Annotated in this window: 16 protein-coding genes and 1 riboswitch; of the genes, 14 read left to right on the top strand and 2 right to left on the bottom strand. The window is 73.7% G+C overall.

Annotation, left to right across the window (positions count from 1 at the left end; translation table 11 throughout):
* Window positions 1-118: 118 nt before the first annotated feature.
* A riboswitch (FMN riboswitch) is annotated at window positions 119-248 on the top strand.
* 228 nt (window positions 249-476) lie between these two features.
* From ribD to IE170_RS30340, 10 genes are all read left to right on the top strand, one after another.
* On the top strand, window positions 477-1,541 hold the full coding sequence (gene ribD / locus IE170_RS30385; protein ID WP_189812714.1) for a bifunctional diaminohydroxyphosphoribosylaminopyrimidine deaminase/5-amino-6-(5-phosphoribosylamino)uracil reductase RibD: 1,065 nt from the start codon (window positions 477-479) through the stop codon (window positions 1,539-1,541).
* Window positions 1,542-2,180 (top strand): riboflavin synthase, encoded by a 639-nt coding sequence (locus IE170_RS30380; protein WP_189812690.1) that lies wholly within the window; start codon window positions 1,542-1,544, stop codon window positions 2,178-2,180.
* Window positions 2,177-2,830, top strand: a complete 654-nt coding sequence (locus tag IE170_RS30375) for a nicotinamide mononucleotide transporter family protein (RefSeq protein ID WP_189812689.1) — start codon at window positions 2,177-2,179, stop codon at window positions 2,828-2,830. The genes IE170_RS30380 and IE170_RS30375 overlap by 4 nt, the downstream gene beginning before the upstream one ends.
* On the top strand, window positions 2,827-4,122 hold the full coding sequence (locus IE170_RS30370) for a bifunctional 3,4-dihydroxy-2-butanone-4-phosphate synthase/GTP cyclohydrolase II (protein ID WP_189812688.1): 1,296 nt from the start codon (window positions 2,827-2,829) through the stop codon (window positions 4,120-4,122). Before IE170_RS30375 ends, IE170_RS30370 begins: the two co-directional genes overlap by 4 nt.
* Before the next feature lie 115 nt (window positions 4,123-4,237).
* Entirely contained in the window at window positions 4,238-4,723 is a 486-nt protein-coding gene (ribH, locus tag IE170_RS30365; RefSeq protein ID WP_114056708.1) for a 6,7-dimethyl-8-ribityllumazine synthase, read from the top strand.
* A 35-nt stretch (window positions 4,724-4,758) separates the two neighbouring features.
* The gene (locus tag IE170_RS30360) at window positions 4,759-5,031 is read left to right on the top strand and encodes a phosphoribosyl-ATP diphosphatase (RefSeq protein WP_189812687.1); all 273 of its coding nucleotides are present in this window, start codon (window positions 4,759-4,761) and stop codon (window positions 5,029-5,031) included.
* 79 nt (window positions 5,032-5,110) lie between these two features.
* Window positions 5,111-5,959, top strand: coding sequence for an ATP phosphoribosyltransferase (gene hisG, locus IE170_RS30355; protein ID WP_189812686.1), 849 nt, complete (start codon window positions 5,111-5,113; stop codon window positions 5,957-5,959).
* A gap of 60 nt (window positions 5,960-6,019) precedes the next feature.
* Entirely contained in the window at window positions 6,020-6,484 is a 465-nt protein-coding gene (locus IE170_RS30350; protein ID WP_189812685.1) for a PH domain-containing protein, read from the top strand.
* A gap of 210 nt (window positions 6,485-6,694) precedes the next feature.
* Window positions 6,695-8,107 (top strand): hemolysin family protein, encoded by a 1,413-nt coding sequence (locus IE170_RS30345; protein ID WP_189812684.1) that lies wholly within the window; start codon window positions 6,695-6,697, stop codon window positions 8,105-8,107.
* Window positions 8,104-9,171 (top strand): hemolysin family protein, encoded by a 1,068-nt coding sequence (locus tag IE170_RS30340; protein WP_189812683.1) that lies wholly within the window; start codon window positions 8,104-8,106, stop codon window positions 9,169-9,171. Before IE170_RS30345 ends, IE170_RS30340 begins: the two co-directional genes overlap by 4 nt.
* A 59-nt stretch (window positions 9,172-9,230) precedes the next feature.
* Here the strand turns inward: IE170_RS30340 and IE170_RS30335 are convergent, their stop codons facing one another.
* Both IE170_RS30335 and IE170_RS30330 read right to left on the bottom strand, forming a co-directional pair.
* Window positions 9,231-11,162, bottom strand: coding sequence for an AAA family ATPase (locus tag IE170_RS30335; protein ID WP_189812682.1), 1,932 nt, complete (start codon window positions 11,160-11,162; stop codon window positions 9,231-9,233).
* A 378-nt stretch (window positions 11,163-11,540) separates the two neighbouring features.
* Window positions 11,541-12,176: a uridine kinase family protein gene (locus IE170_RS30330; protein WP_189812681.1), complete on the bottom strand. Its 636-nt coding sequence runs from the start codon at window positions 12,174-12,176 to the stop codon at window positions 11,541-11,543.
* Window positions 12,177-12,309: 133 nt separating this feature from the next.
* On the opposite strand from IE170_RS30330, the gene IE170_RS30325 reads away from it, so the two are divergent.
* From IE170_RS30325 to IE170_RS30310, 4 genes are all read left to right on the top strand, one after another.
* Window positions 12,310-13,734 carry a C39 family peptidase gene (locus tag IE170_RS30325; RefSeq protein ID WP_189812680.1) on the top strand — a complete coding sequence of 475 codons (1,425 nt, stop codon included), beginning with the start codon at window positions 12,310-12,312 and terminating at the stop codon, window positions 13,732-13,734.
* Window positions 13,735-13,840: 106 nt separating this feature from the next.
* On the top strand, window positions 13,841-14,278 hold the full coding sequence (locus IE170_RS30320; RefSeq protein ID WP_189812679.1) for an SPW repeat protein: 438 nt from the start codon (window positions 13,841-13,843) through the stop codon (window positions 14,276-14,278).
* 167 nt (window positions 14,279-14,445) lie between these two features.
* A complete protein-coding gene (locus IE170_RS30315; protein ID WP_189812678.1) occupies window positions 14,446-14,598 on the top strand; it encodes an SCO1431 family membrane protein in 153 nt (50 codons plus the stop codon).
* A gap of 273 nt (window positions 14,599-14,871) precedes the next feature.
* The gene (locus IE170_RS30310) at window positions 14,872-16,044 is read left to right on the top strand and encodes an acyl-CoA dehydrogenase family protein (RefSeq protein ID WP_189812677.1); all 1,173 of its coding nucleotides are present in this window, start codon (window positions 14,872-14,874) and stop codon (window positions 16,042-16,044) included.
* Window positions 16,045-16,050: the final 6 nt, after the last annotated feature.

The raw sequence follows: 16,050 nt of genomic DNA, 5'->3' as shown, positions 1-16,050 counted from the left end.
AATCACGGAAGGGACGTGACGGACTCACCCGCCCGGCCCCGCCCTGTGACCCAGGCCACAGCACTTCGCCCGCATGGGTGCCGATCGCCCGTGGCAGACTGGTCGGGAGTACCAGTAGCAGCGCACTCCGGGGTCGGTGCAATTCCGAACCGGCGGTATAGTCCGCGACCCGTCCGCAGCCAGCGGCCGGTTGACCAGGTGAGATTCCTGGACCGACGGTTAAAGTCCGGATGGGAGGCAGTGCGCGGCGGGCAGTCGCCGGTACGCCGCCGTCGGCGGTCCACCAGCGCGTCCCCTGCGGACGCGCCCGGAGCGGACCGTTTTCCTCCGGCTCGGCGTCCCCGCGTGCCTGTACCGCTCGATCTGTCGTATCCCGACAGCCCCGGAGTCCGTGCCCGACGAGGCAGGAGGACCCGGTGGCACCCCACGACGCCGCGCACGCCGCACCGCACGACGCGGAAGCGGACACCCGCGCCATGCGCCGCGCCATCGCGCTCGCCTCCCGCGGCCTCGGCCACACCAGCCCCAATCCCGTCGTCGGCTGCGTCCTCACCGACGCCACCGGCGCCGTCGTCGGCGAAGGCTGGCACCAGCGGGCCGGCGGCCCCCACGCCGAGGTCCACGCCCTCCGCGACGCCGGACCCGCCGCCCGCGGCGCCACCGCCTACGTCACCCTCGAACCCTGCAACCACACCGGCCGCACCGGACCCTGTGCCCAGGCTCTGATCGACGCCGGCGTCAGCCGCGTCGTCTACGCCGTCCCCGACCCGAACCCGCAGGCCAGGGGCGGCGCCGCCACCCTGCGGGGCGCCGGCCTCGACGTCCGCGGCGGACTCCTCGAGGCCGAGGCCGCCGCCGGCAACGCCGCCTGGCTGACCGCCGTCCGCCTCGGCCGGCCCCACGTCACCTGGAAGTACGCGGCCACCCTCGACGGCCGCAGCGCCGCCGCCGACGGCACCAGCCGCTGGATCACCTCCCCGGAGTCCCGCGCCGACGTCCACCGGCTCCGCGCCGAGTCCGACGCCGTCCTCGTCGGCGCCGGCACCCTCCGCGCAGACGACCCCCACCTCGCCGTCCGCGGCATCGACGGCGCCACCCAGCCCCTGCGCATCGCCCTCGACCCCCGCGCCACCACCCCGGCCGGCGCCCGCATCCTCGACGGCTCCGCGCCCACCCTCCTGGTCCTCGCCGACGACGCCGACACCCGGCACCTGCCCCCCGGCACCGACCTCCTCCGGCTGACCCCGAAGGACGGCCGGATCCCGATCCCCGACCTCCTCACCGCGCTGTACGACCGCGGCGTCCGCTCCCTCCTCCTCGAAGGCGGCCCCACCCTCGCCGGAGCCTTCCTCGAAGCCGGAGCCGTCGACCGCGTCATCGGCTACCTCGCCCCCGCCCTCCTGGGCGCCGGCCCCGCCGCCCTCGCCGGCGCCGGCATCACGAACATCGCCGACGCGGTCCGCCTCGACATCACCGAGGCCGTTCGCACCGGCACCGACCTGCGCATCACCGCCGTCCCCACCGCCCCCAAGGAGCACTGAGTGTTCACCGGAATCGTCGAAGAACTGGGCGAGGTCACCGCCGTCGAGCAGCTCGCCGAGGCCTCCCGCTTCCGCCTGCGCGGCCCCCTCGTCACCGACGGCGCCAAGCACGGCGACTCCATCGCCGTCAACGGCGTCTGCCTCACCGTCGTGGAGACGGCCGACGGCGAGTTCACGGCCGACGTCATGCAGGAAACCCTCAAGCGCTCCAGCCTCGGCGCCCTGCGCCCCGGGTCCCGCGTCAACCTCGAACGCCCCATGGCCCTCGGCGGGCGCCTCGGCGGCCACCTGGTCCAGGGCCACGTCGACGGCACCGGCGAGATCCTCTCCCGCACCCCCTCCGAGCACTGGGAGCTCGTCAAGGTCTCCCTCCCGGGCAATCTCGCCCGGTACGTCGTCGAGAAGGGCTCCATCACCGTCGACGGCGTCAGCCTCACCGTCGTCGAGGCCGCAGCCGACCACTTCACCATCAGCCTCATCCCCACCACCCTCGCGCTGACCACGCTCGGCACCAAGCAGCCCGGCGACCCGGTCAACCTGGAGGTCGACGTCCTCGCCAAGTACGTCGAGCGCCTCCTCGCCGCCGGCGTCGACCCCCTCGCCGCGACCGCCGCCGCAGCCGGGGAGGACACGCCGTGAACGCACTGGCCTGGCTCAATGCCGAAGCCTTCACCGTCTTCGGGCAGAAGGTCATCTGGTCCGACATGGCCGGCAACCTCCTCGGCCTGGCCGCACTCGCCCTCGGCTGGCGGCGCTCCATCTGGACCTGGCCCGCCCAGCTCCTGTCCGGTCTCGTCCTCATCGCCGCCTACGCCTCCGCCCACCTCGCCGGCGGCGTCGGCAAGCAGCTCCTCGTCATCGGCGTGGCAGCCTGGGGCTGGCGCGCCTGGCACCTCGGCCGGCGGCAGGCCCAGGACGGCTCCATCGCCGTCCGCACCGCCACCTGGACCGAGCGCGGCCTCCTCCTGGGCGGGGCCGCTCTCGGAACCCTCGCCGTCGGCGGCCTGTTCACCCTCTACCCGAACCTGTCGTGGAGCCCCTGGGCCGACGCCTACATCTTCGTCGGCACCGTCGTCGCGATGGCCGCCCAGGCCCGCGGCCTCGTCGAGTTCTGGTTCGCCTGGCTCCTCGTCGACCTCGTCGGCGTCCCCCTCGCCTTCACAGGCGGGCTGGTCTTCTCCGGCCTCGTCTACGTCGTCTACTTCGGGCTCGTCCTCTGGGGCGCGCACGACTGGTACCGGCGCTCGCGCACCACCACCGCCCCGGCCCTGGAAGGAGCAACGGCATGACCGCCCTCAAGCCCGTTCCCGACTACGACTCCCTCCTCGACGAGCCGTTCCGGCTCGACCCCGTCGAGCAGGCCGTCCGCGACATCGCCGCCGGCCGTCCGGTCGTCGTCGTCGACGACGAGGACCGCGAGAACGAGGGCGACCTCGTCGTCGCCGCGGAGAAGATCACCCCCGAGATCGTCGCGTTCATGATGAGCGAGTGCCGCGGCCTGATCTGCGCCCCCATGGAGGCCGACGAACTGGAGCGGCTCGAACTGCCCCAGATGGTCCAGCACAACACCGAGTCGATGAAGACCGCCTTCACCGTCTCCGTCGACGCGAGCGCCGCCCACGGTGTGACCACCGGCATCTCCGCCTCCGACCGCGCCACCACCCTGCGCATGCTGGCCGACGGCGTCTCCGAGCCCGCCGACTTCGTGCGCCCCGGCCACATCTTCCCGCTGCGCGCCAAGCCCGGCGGCGTCCTCGTCCGCAACGGCCACACCGAGGCCGCCGTCGACCTCGCCCGCCTCGCGGGCCTGCGCCCCGTCGGCGCCATCGTGGAGATCGCCGGCGAGGACGGCGTCATGCTGCGCCTGCCCGAGCTCGTCCCCTTCGCCCGCAAGCACGGCCTGACGATCATCTCCATCGAGGACCTGATCGCCTACCGCCGCTCCGCCGAGCCGACGGTCCGCCGCGAGGCCGAGGTCAACCTTCCCACCGCCTTCGGCGACTTCACCGCCTACGGCTACCGCTCCACCGTCGACGGCGTCGAGCACGTCGCCCTCGTCCACGGCGGGATCGGCGACGGCACCGACGTCCTCGTCCGCGTCCACTCCGAGTGCCTCACCGGCGACATCTTCCACTCCCTGCGCTGCGACTGCGGCCCCCAGCTGCACGCCTCGATGGCCCGCATCAAGGAGGAGGGCCGCGGCGTCGTCGTCTACCTGCGCGGCCACGAGGGCCGCGGCATCGGACTGCTGTCCAAGCTGCGCGCCTACGAACTCCAGGAGCGCGGCCGCGACACCCTCGACGCCAACCTGGAGCTCGGCCTGCCCGCCGACGCCCGCGACTACGGCGCCGGCGCGCAGATGCTCGCCGACCTCGGCGTCCGCAGCGTCCGCCTGCTCACCAACAACCCCGACAAGACCGCGGCCCTCGTCCGGCACGGCATCGCCGTCACCGACCGCGAGCCGATGCCCGTCGAGGCCGGCGAGCACAACCTGCGGTACCTGCGCACCAAGCGGGACCGCATGGGCCACGACCTGCCCTGGCTCGGCGAGACCGTCCCCACCGCCTGCGGCAACCAGTAGCACCCACCCCCGCGGCAGCCCCGGAACCCGGCCCCGGGCCCGGCGGACCCGCCCGCACCACCGGCGACACCCGAAACAGCGAACCACGGACAACGAACAACCGAGGAGAACAGCAGTGAGCGGCAAGGGCGCACCCGAACTCAGCGTGAGGAACTGCGGCGACCTGCGGGTCGCGGTCATCGCGGCGCAGTGGCACGAGAAGGTCATGGACGGCCTCGTCGACGGCGCCCTGCGCGCCCTCCACGAGCTCGGCATCGACGAGCCCACCCTGCTCCGGGTCCCCGGCAGCTTCGAGCTCCCGGTCGTGGCGAAGGTACTCGCCGGTCGCGGTTACGATGCCGTCGTCGCCCTCGGAGTGGTCATCCGGGGCGGCACCCCGCACTTCGACTACGTGTGCCAGGGCGTCACCCAGGGCCTGGTGCAGGTGTCGATCGACACCGGAGTCCCCGTCGGCTTCGGCGTCCTGACCTGCGACAACGAGGAACAGGCGCTGGACCGCGCCGGCCTTGAGGGATCGAACGAGGACAAGGGGCACGAAGCGGTCATCGCTGCCGTCTCCACCGCGGCCACCCTGCGGTCCGTCAGCGAACCCTGGCGCTGAGTGGCGGCGGAGGACCCCCTATCCTGAGGACCATCATGGCGAACAAAACCTTCGAAGAGCTCTTCACCGAGCTCCAGGCCAAGGCCGCTGACGGCGACCCCGGCACCTCCCGCACCGCCGAGCTGGTCGCCAAGGGCGTCCACGCCATCGGCAAGAAGGTCGTCGAGGAGGCCGCCGAGGTCTGGATGGCCGCCGAGTACGAGGGCAAGGAAGCCGCCGCCGAGGAGATCTCCCAGCTGCTCTACCACGTCCAGGTGATGATGGTCGCGCGCGGGATCTCCCTCGACGACGTCTACAAGCACCTCTAGAGCCGCCGCGGTCCCCGGGTCCTCCGCCCGCCGCACCCACCCACCCGACCCCCCCCGTCCCGCAGAGAAGGAAGCTCCCATGCTGCGCATCGCCGTCCCCAACAAGGGCTCACTCTCTGGAGCGGCGTCGGCGATGCTCCATGAGGCCGGCTACCGCCAGCGCAAGGAGTCCAAGGAACTCGTCGTCGTCGACGCCGACAACGAGGTGGAGTTCTTCTACCTCCGCCCCAAGGACATTGCGATCTACGTCGCCTCCGGCCGCCTCGACATCGGCATCACCGGCCGCGACCTGCTCCTCGACTCCGGCGCCAACGCCGAGGAGATCCTGCCGCTCGGATTCGGCCGGTCCACCTTCCGCTACGCCACCCGCCCCGGCACCGCGAAGGGCCCCGAGGACTTCCACGGGATGACGATCGCCACCTCCTACGAGGGCATCGTCGCCAAGCACCTCGCCGACCACGGCATCGACGCCTCCGTCGTCCACCTCGACGGCGCCGTGGAGACCGCGATCCAGCTCGGCGTCGCCGAGGTCATCGCCGACGTCGTCGAGACCGGCACCAGCCTGCGCAACGCCGGCCTGGAGGTGATCGGCGAGCCGATCATGACCTCCGAGGCCGTCGTCATCCGCCGCAGCGGAGCCGAGACCGGCAACCCGCAGGCCCAGCAGTTCCTGCGGCGCCTCCAGGGCGTCCTCGTCGCCCGCAGCTACGTGATGATGGACTACGACTGCCGCGCCGAGCACCTGGAGCGAGCCGTCGCCCTCACCCCCGGCCTGGAGTCCCCCACGGTCTCCCCGCTGCACAACGAGGGCTGGGTCGCCGTCCGCGCGATGGTCCCCGCCAAGGAAGCCCAGCGGATCATGGACGACCTGTACGAGCTCGGCGCCCGCGCCATCCTCACCACCTCGATCCACGCCTGCCGCCTGTGACCCCTGCGCGTACGCCGTCGCCCGACCCGCACGCCCCCTGAAGAAGGCACCTCCCGCACCATGGCCGAGTCCGCCGCCCAGCCCGACCTCCCCGCCCTGCCGGTCACGTTCCGGCCGACCCGCACCCGGGTCGTCCTGCTGAGCGTCGGACTCGCCATGTTCGCGACGATCAGCGCGATCGGGCTGATGCTGGACAACCTCGGGCCGGGGGAGCGGATCAGCTTCATCTTCACCGCGGCCCTCTTCGGCTCCGTCCTCGTCCTGCTCAGCCGGCCCAAGGTCGTCGCCGACGAGGACGGGGTCACCGTCGTCAACCTCACCACCAAGCGCCGCCTGGAATGGGCCGAGATCCTCAGGGTGAACCTGCGCCCCGGCGACGCGTGGGTCTTCCTCGACCTGAGCGACGGCACCAGCCTCCCCGCCCTCGGCATCCAGCCCGGCATCGCCAAGCAGCAGGCGATCGCCGACGCCCGCGCCCTGCGCGCCCTCGCCGAGACCCGCGGCACCGGCGACCACCACCACTGAGGCGCCCGCGCCGCGCACACTCCGGCCGCTGCGTCCCATTGCGACGGCGATCCCAATGACTACCCTGGTGCCGGGCACAGCCCTGCGCCCTCCCGCCGGCACCGGGACCCCCGGGGCCCGCGGGCACCTGCGACCAGAGGAGTGACTCCCTCCAGCAATGGACGGATCGTCCTGTAGTACCCGCGCCGCCCTTCCCCCGGAGGCGGCGGCATGACCATCCCGCTCGTCCTGCTCCTGGCGGCCTTCGCCCTGATCCTCGCCAACGGCTTCTTCGTGGCCGCCGAATTCGGCCTCGTCACCGTCGAACGCCCCGAGGCCGAGAAGGCCGCGGCCGAAGGCGACCGCCGTGCCCGAACGGTGGTCCGCGCCCTGCGGGAGCTGTCGTTCCAGCTCTCCGGCACCCAGCTCGGCATCACCATCACCTCACTCGTCGTCGGCATGCTCGCCGAACCGGCCCTCGCCGCCCTGCTGGCGGGCCCCTTGACCGCCACCGGCCTGCCCGCCGGCGCCGTCCCCGGCGTCGCCGTCTTCATCGGCATGCTCCTCGCCTCCGCCGTCCAGATGGTCGTCGGCGAGCTCGTCCCGAAGAACTGGGCGGTCTCCCGGCCGCTCCAGGTGGCCCGCTTCGTCGCCGGCCCGCAGACCCTCTTCTCCGCCGCGTTCCGGCCGGTCATCGCCGGGCTGAACGCCGTCGCCAACCGCCTCGTACGGGCCTTCGGCGTCGAGCCGGCCGAGGAGATCGCCTCCGCCCGCACCCCGGGCGAGCTGGTCTCCCTCGTCCGCCATTCGGCGCAGGCCGGCGCCCTCGAACAGGACACCGCGGACCTCTTCGTGCGGACCCTGTCCCTGGGCGAGCTCACCGCGCAGCACGTCATGACCCCACGGGTCAAGGTCAGCGCCCTGCAGTACACGGCCACGGCCGCGGACGTCCTCAACCTGACCCGCGCCACCGGCCTGTCCCGCTTCCCCGTCTACCGCGAGCGGATCGACGAGGTCACCGGCGTCGTCCACCTCAAGGACGCCCTCGCCGTGCCCGAAGCCGAGCGCGGCCGCACCGCCGTCGGCCGGATCTGCGTCGCCCCGCTGCTCGTCCCCGGCTCCCTGCCGGTGCAGCCGCTGCTGGAGCGGCTGCGCAGCGAGCAGCCCATGGCCGTCGTCGTCGACGAGTACGGCGGCACGGCCGGCGTCGTCACCCTGGAGGACATCGTGGAGGAGCTCGTGGGCGAGGTCCGCGACGAGCACGACCTCGCCGAGGACGAGAGCCCCGAACTGGCCGCCCTCCCCGCCGAGGACGGCCGGCCCGCCTGGGAGGCCGACGGCAGCTGCCGCGTGCAGACCCTGCGCCGCATAGGCCTCGACGTGCCCGACGGCCCGTACGAGACCGTTGCCGGACTCGTCGCCGACCTCCTCGGCCGCATCCCCGCCCCCGGCGACCACGCCGAACTGCCGGGCTGGAAGCTGTCCGTCCGGCAGGTGGCCCGCTACCGGGCCGAACGCGTCCGCCTGGTGCGGACCGCCCCCGGACCCGTCGGCCGCGACGCCCCCGACACGCCGGGCATCCCCGCGGCCGCGGCCGTCCCGGCCGCCTCGGGCGCGGCCGAGCTGGAGGCGGCGGGCCGGTGAACGTCCTCCAACTCCTCTTCGCGCTGCTCCTGGTCCTCGCGAACGGGTTCTTCGTCGGCGCCGAGTTCGCGCTCGTCTCCGTCCGCCGCAGCCAGATCGAACCGCTCGCCGCGGAGTCCAAACGGGCCCGCCAGGTCCTCCACGGCCTGGAGAACCTGCCCCGCATGATGGCCGCCGCCCAGTTCGGCATCACCCTCTGCTCGCTCACCCTCGGAGCGGTCGCCGAGCCGACCGTCGCCCGGCTCCTGGAGCCCGTCTTCCACGCCGCCCGCATCCCGCAGGGCCTCGTCCACCCCCTCGGGTACGCCGTCGCCCTCGCCGCCGTGGTCTTCCTGCACCTCGTCATCGGCGAGATGGTCCCGAAGAACCTCGCAATGGCCGCGCCGGAGAAGACGGCCCTGTGGTTCAGCCCCGGCCTGGTCGCCTTCGCCCGCCTGTGCGGGCCGATCACGACCGCCCTCGGGGCCTGCGCCGCCGTCGTGCTCCGCCTGTTCAAGGTCGAGCCGAAGGACGAGGTCGAAGCGGTCTACACCAGCGCCCAGCTCGGCCGGCTCGTCGAGGACTCCCGGCAGGCCGGGCTCCTGGAACCGCGGGAGCAGGAGCGCCTGGAGGACGCCCTCGAACTGGGCAGCCGCCCGGTGACCGACGTCCTGCTCGCCCGCGAGAGGCTCGTCACGGTCGGGCCCGGCGTCACGCCCCGGCAGATCGAACGCCTCACCGTGCGCACCGGGTACTCCCGCTTCCCCGTCCGCTCCGAGAGCGGCGCCTTCATGGGCTACGTCCACGTCAAGGACGTCCTCGACCTGGAGGACCGGGAGCGTGCCGTGCCGCAGCGGGTCTGGCGCCGGATGCCGACCCTGTCCTCGACGCTCCCCCTGGACGACGCGCTGAGCGTCATGCGGCGCGACGCCACGCACCTGGCGCAGGTCGCCGATCCCGCGGGGCGGGTGCTGGGGCTGGTCGCCCTGGAGGACGTCCTGGAGATGCTGGTCGGCGAGGTCCGCGACCCCGCCCACCGCATCCCCTCCCGCCGCCGGGCCCCCTCGGCGGCCCTCACCCCCTGACGGCAGCCGCCCCGGGACCGCACGGCCCCGGGGCGGCCCCGCGTCCGGGAGGCCGGCGGTCAGAGCGGCGGGGGGTCCTGGTGCGGGCCGCGGCCCGAGAGGACCTCCCCGTACGCCTGCATCAGGTCCGGCAGCCGCAGCGTCGCCAGGTCCTCCCGCGACGGCTCCCCGGCGAAGCCGGCCAGTCGCAGGTCCCGGTACGCGCAGCTCTTCTCGTACAGGGTGCGCAGGAACCGCCCGTTCCCGAGCTCGTCGATCCAGCCCTGCTCCACGACGTGCCCGCTGATGCTGCGCAGCTCCTCCAGCGCCTCGGCATCCCAGCAGTCGCCGTTCGCTTCGGCCAGGACCCCGCCGATCGCCGTCAGCTCGGCCGGCCGGTAGCTCGGGAAGTCCACCCGCGTCGTGAACCGAGACGACAGCCCCGGGTTCGCGGACAGCAGCCGGTCCATCCCGGCGGGGTAGCCGGCGAGGATCACCACGAGGTGGTCCCGGTTGTCCTCGGCCCGCTTCAGCAGCACCTGCAGGGCCTCGTCGCCGTACGCGTCGCCCTTGCTGTAGCCCGAGTTGGAGAGGCTGTACGCCTCGTCGACGAAGAGCACCCCGCCGATCGCGGAATCGATCAGCTCGTTGGCCTTGACCGCTGTCTGCCCTAGGAACTCGCCGACGAGGTCGGCCCGTTGGGCCTCGACGAGGTGGTCGCCGCCGAGCAGGCCCAGCGCGTAGAACACCCGGCCGAGGATGCGGGCCACGGTCGTCTTGCCGGTCCCGGAAGGCCCGGAGAAGACGAAGTGCCGCTTCGGGGGCTGGACGGGAAGCCCCTGGCCGGCCCGCAGCCGCGCCATGTGCAGCTGCGCCGACAGGGCCTTGACCTGCCGTTTCACCGGCTCCAGGCCGACCATGCGCTCCAGCTCGGCGAGGGCCTGCGCGAGCAGCTCCGGATCTGCCGGCCCGGCCGGTGGGACGCCCGCCGGCCCCTGCGCCGGAAGGACGGGCTTGCGCCGCACACCCGGCGGCCGCCCCGGGGCGGGGCCCCCGTACCGCGGTTCGGGCGGTTCCGCCGCCGACAGCGGGTCCAGGGGATCGGCGGGCCCGTCCGCGACGAGCCCGACGTCGGGGGGACCGCCGCCGAGGACGACCGCCGCGTAGTCGCCGCCGCCCGGGGCGGCCCCGAGCCCGCCGTACGCCTCGCAGCCCGCGCCCGCGTACCCGGCGTAGCCGTCGTAGTCCTCGCTGTCCTCGATCGCCGTCAGCCGCGCCGCGGTGTCCATGAACGCCGGGTCGACACGGTGCACCGCCCGGTACAGCGGCAGCGCCGCCGCGCTGCGCCCGGTTCCCTCGCGGGCCCGCGCCAGCCAGTACCGCAGCTCCTTGCGCTGCGGCTGCTCGCTGCGGCAGCGCATCAGCGCCGCGGCCAGCATCGGCTCGGCCTGCCCGTACATCTCCAGCCGGACCCGGGCCATGCCCCCGAAGAGGCCCGCCTCGATTCCGAGGAGCGGGTCGTCGACGAGCGGCTCGGTGTGCCGGACGAGCTGCTCCCAGTCCTTGACCAGGTACGCGCGGCAGGCGTGCAGGAACCGCACCTGCGGGTCGGCGTCCACGGGCGGGAGGGCCGCCAGCGCCTGGTCGAGCTCCGGCACGTGCCGGCCGTCCAGCCAGTGGGAGGCGTGCGCCAGCAGCAGGTCGCGGCGGCTCTCCAGCACGGGCTGCACCCACCAGCCCAGCCAGTACCAGGAGTTGAGGGTCCGCCGGTGCCGGGCCCGCTGCTCGCCGAAACGCTCGCGGTGGGTGTACATGCGCAATAACGCGTTCGTGGTGTCCACGCGCAGCGCGTGCAGGCCCAGCCAGGCGTCGGCCATCGCGGGGTCGAGCCGGACGGCCGTGCGGAACTCCTCCTCGGCCTGCGGATAGGCGCCCATGGTGCAGGCGTCCACCCCGCGCAGCCAGGCGAGTTCGGCCGGGGCGTGCGCGCTGCCCGGCATGCCGAAATCCATCACATCCCCCACAAGCCTGCCCCCGTGGTGCCCAGCAACCCCCGCACTGCACAAACCGGTTGTCCGCTGCGCCGATGAAATCAGGGCTGCATCGTACCTGCGGCGACGCACCTTCCGTAGGGTGCTGCGGCGACCGCACTCCGGGGGGCGCACGCCGGGCGGGGTGACTCAGGGTGAGGTTTTCGCGGTGCTGTGGGGGTCACGGCGGGGGCCGGAGGGGCGCGCGGGGCAGAACGAAGCCCCCGATCACGGGGGAACAATCGGGGGCTTCGTGTCCGCTGCGGCCTGGAAAGACCGCGTATTCAGAACGTAAGGCCGCTGCGGGGGCCAGGTCAAGCGGGTGGGGGCAGGGCCGCGCAACCCGTTTTCGCGGGTCGCTCAGGCCTGGGGGAATCCGTCACCTTCGGTGACGGAACCCGTCCCTCCGGCGGTCGCAGCCGTCCCGGAAGACCACTCGTATCCCGTACCGCTCTGGCGCACCAGGGTGTCCGCGAAGGGGCGCGAAGGGTCGTCCGAGAAGTGCGCGAGCTCCGCGCGCTCCCACCCGTCCCAGAAATCGGAGAGCCCCCCGCCGTCCCGCGCACGCCCGCGCCCCCACGACTCGGCGCGCGGGGTCTCCATCCACAGCAGCCGCGCCAGATGCGGCCGCAGCGCGCGCCGACCCGCGCCCACCCCCTCCACGAGCAGCACCGGGGCCGGTTCCAGCACCCGCACGGGGCCGAACCGGCGCTCCACCCAGTCGTACGGTGTCCAGCGGGCGGGCCGGCCGGCGGCGAGCGGCTCCAGCACCTGGGCGCGCAGGCGGTCCGGCCAGGCGAAGGGCTCCCGGTGGGTGGCGACGTCGTCCAGGTGGAGCACCGGCGCGCCGCCCAGCGCCTCGGCGAGCCGCCCGGCGAACGTGCTCTTGCCGGATCCGGCGTGCCCGTCGATGCCGATCAGGCGGACCGGTCCGAGGGAGGGCGGCAGCGCACGGATCTCCCGGGCGAGCGGCGCGAGGGGCTGCTGTGACTCCACCCGGCCAGCCTACGGCCGGGCCCGGCGGCCGGGTCTTCCTCCCCGACACGTCGTGCGGCATCGACGCGCGGCAGCGGGGAACTGCAAGGGTGGAGGACCGTTTCCGCCGTACCGAACCCAGGGGGAGTCCGCGATGACCGCACCCACACCACGCAGGGCCCTGCTGGCCGTCGCCCTCGCGGCGGCCGCCGCGGCGACCGTGCCCGTCGGCAGGGCGCAGGCCGCGGCCGCGGCCGCGCAGCCGACGGACCCCGCGGGCACGGCCGGAGCGCCCGGCACCGGCCACGGCAGCACCCCCGCGGCCGCGGCGGCGGCCGGCCGGAGCGTGGACAACCGGTTCTGGTTCTCCCGCGGCCACTGGCGCGCCGGCACCCACCGGGGCACCACGGCCCTCCCCGGCACCCGCGCGGACCTGGCCTTCGACGTCCCGGCCGGCCGCACCGAGTACACCGACCCGCACACCGGCCGCAAGGCCGCCTGGGACCACGCCGTCTGGACCTCGCCCCTGCACCGCACCGCCGTCCCGGCGACCGAGGTCGTCGCCTCCTGGAACGCCCACACCCCGCCCGGCACCTGGATCCGGATCGAACTGCGCGCCACGTACGGGGACGGCGGCACCAGCCCCTGGTACGTGATGGGCCGCTGGGCCTCCGGCGACGCGGACATCCTCCGCACCTCCGTCGACGGACAGACCGACGGCCGGTCCACGGTGTGGACCGACACCCTCGCCGTCGACGCGCCGGCGCGCGCCGCGGGCCTGCGCATCACGGCCTGGCAGCTGCGCCTGACCCTGTACCGCAAGCCCGGCTCGGGGCGCGGCCCGACCGTCGGGCTCGCCGGTGCGATGGCCTCCGACGTGCCCGACCGCTTCACCGTGCCGGCGTCGGCCCCGTCGGGGGAGGAGGTGGAGCTGGCCGTCCCGCGCTACTCGCAGGAGGTCCACATCGGCCGCTATCCCGAGTACGACAACGGCGGCGAGGCGTGGTGCAGCCCGACCTCCTCCCAGATGGTCGTGGAGTTCTGGGACAGGCGGCCCGCCCCCGCCGACCTCGCCTGGGTCGATCCCTCGTACAGCGACCCGCAGGTCTGCCACGCGGCCCGCTCCACCTACGACCACGCCTACAAGGGCTGCGGCAACTGGCCCTTCAACGCCGCGTACGCCGCCTCGTACGGCGGGATCGCGGCGGTGGTCACCCGCCTGTCCTCGCTCGGCGACCTGGAGGTGCTGCTCCGCGCCGGGATCCCGGTGATCACGTCGCAGTCCTTCCGCGCCGACGAGCTGACCGGCGCCGGCTACGCCACGGCCGGGCACCTGATGACGATCGTCGGCCTGACCGCTTCCGGAGACGTCGTCGCCAACGACCCGCACTCCCCGGACAACCCCTCGGTCCGCAGGGTCTACCGCCGCCGGGAATGGGAGAACGCCTGGCTGCGGACCAAGCGGTACAACGCAGCTGGCAAGGCCGTCTCCGCACCCGGCGGCGTCTGCTACCTCTACGCGCCGACCCGCCCGACACTGGCGCAGGTCACGGCCCTTCGCACGGTCGGGGTGCTGTGACCGGGGTGTGACCCCGGGTGGGAAAGCGGCCGTTGACCTGGCGAAAGGACAAGCGCACCATAAGGGAATAAAGGGCGCATAAGTCTTCTACAGGAGGCGGCCCACCATGACCACCCACAGCATCGAACACCACCCGGACCTCGCCGAGATGCGCTCCCGGTTCGAGCGGGTCACCAGCACCCCGGCCGCCCAGGCCGTCGAGGCGCTGGCCCTCATCGCCGGCCTATACCTGGCGGCATCGCCGTGGATAGCCGGATTCAGCGTGCTCACCGCCCTCGCGGTGAACAACCTGATCGCCGGCCTGGCGTACTGCCTGTGCATGAGCGGACTCGGCTCCGCTTACGAGCGCACCCATGCCATGGCGTGGACGGCGGTCGCGATCGGCGCTTGGACGATCGTGGCCCCGTGGGTCATCGCCGGCGAGAACGACACCACCCGCAGCGTGGTCAGCAACGTCATCACCGGCTGCGTCGCCCTGCTCCTCGCCCTCGCCATGAGCGCCATGGCGGGCCGCGAGCGCACGCCGCGCGCACGGGGCCGCTGACCGGCGCCCGACCGGCCGCCGTCCCGCCCGCCCGCGCGGGCGGCCGGTGCGGCGCACCGACCACCGGGCCCCGACCGCGAGCCGGTCGGGGCCCGGTGACGTGATACGCGCCACCCCTGCCGCTCCTCCCTACCGCGAAAGCCGCAAACGCTGGCACATTGGACGGCATGACCGCACACAGCGCCGCCCCCCACGCCCCCGCCCGGAACCTCGCCCGCACCGGCGGCCCCAAGGACGACTCCTCCTGGCTGGAGCACGTCGCCGGCTGGACCCTCGTGGTGGTCGTCGCCATGTTCGTCACCCAGCTCGGCCTCATCTGAGACCCCCGGCCCGCCCGGCCGCTCCGGCCCCCGAGGGGTTCGTCCCGGAGTGTCCGCAGCTGCCGCTCCCCTCGGGCAGCCGTTCGGAAATCGTGATGATCTTGCCCCGGTGACGGGACGCCCCCGATCGGGCATACTCACACCGCCGCAGCCGCTGAGCTGCCCATTCCGTGATCCGGAGGGCACCATCGGCTGAGAGAGCACCGATACCCGGCGGCGCGTCCCACACCTCACGCGTCGCCGCCGTGCCCGACGAGGGAGGAGAGCGCCGCCATGAACGACCGCGCCCCGCAGCCGGTGGACCGTCAGCTGCCCACCGAGGAGTCCCGGGACCTCCTCGCGCTCGTACGAGAGATCGCCCAGCGGGAGATCCGCCCCCCCGCCGCCGAGCAGGAGGAGGCCGGGCACTTCCCGCGCGACGTCTTCTCCCTCCTCTCCGAGTCCGGCCTGCTGGGCCTGCCCTACGACGGCGAATTCGGCGGTGGCGACCAGCCCTACGAGGTCTACCTCCAGGTCCTGGAGGAACTGGCCGCGGCCCGCCTGACCGTCGGCCTCGGCGTCAGCGTCCACTCCCTCGCCTGCCACGGCCTCGCCGGCTACGGCACCAAGGAGCAGAAGGCCGCGCACCTGCCCGCCATGCTCGGCGGCGGGCTGCTCGGCGCGTACTGCCTCTCCGAGCCCTCCTCCGGCTCCGACGCCGCCTCCCTGGGCACCAAGGCCGTCCGCGACGGCGACGACTGGGTCATCACCGGCACCAAGGCGTGGATCACCCACGGCGGCATCGCCGACTTCTACACCGTCCTCGCCCGCACCGGCGGCGAGGGCCCCAAGGGCATCACCGCCTTCCTCGTCCCCGGCGACGCGGAAGGCCTCTCGGCGGCCGCCCCCGAGAAGAAGATGGGCATGAAGGGCTCGCCCACCGCCCAGCTCCACTTCGACGGCGTCCGCGTCCCCGACGCCCGCCGCATCGGCGAGGAGGGCCAGGGCTTCACCATCGCCCTCGCCGCCCTCGACGCCGGCCGCCTCGGCATCGCCGCCTGCGCCATAGGCGTCGCCCAGGCCGCCCTCGACGAGTCCCTCGCGTACGCGCTCGGCCGCAAGCAGTTCAACCGCCCCATCGCCGACTTCCAGGGACTCCGCTTCATGCTCGCCGACATGGCGACCAAGATCGAGGCGGGCCGCTCCCTGTACCTGGCCGCGGCGCGGCTGCGCGACGCGGGCAAGCCGTTCTCCCGGCAGGCCGCCATGGCCAAGCTGTTCTGCACCGACGCCGCCATGGCCGTCACCACCGACGCCGTCCAGATCCTCGGCGGCTACGGCTACACCGCCGACTTCCCGGCGGAGCGCCTGATGCGCGAGGCGAAGGTCCTCCAGATCGTCGAGGGCACGAACCAGATCCAGCGCGTGGTCATCGCCCGCCACCTGGCCGGCCCCGAGTCCCGCTGACACGCC

The sequence above is a fragment of the Streptomyces toxytricini genome (genome assembly GCF_014649915.1).
Classification (GTDB): domain Bacteria; phylum Actinomycetota; class Actinomycetes; order Streptomycetales; family Streptomycetaceae; genus Streptomyces; species Streptomyces toxytricini.
This window is presented reverse-complemented; position numbering and strand designations above follow the sequence as displayed.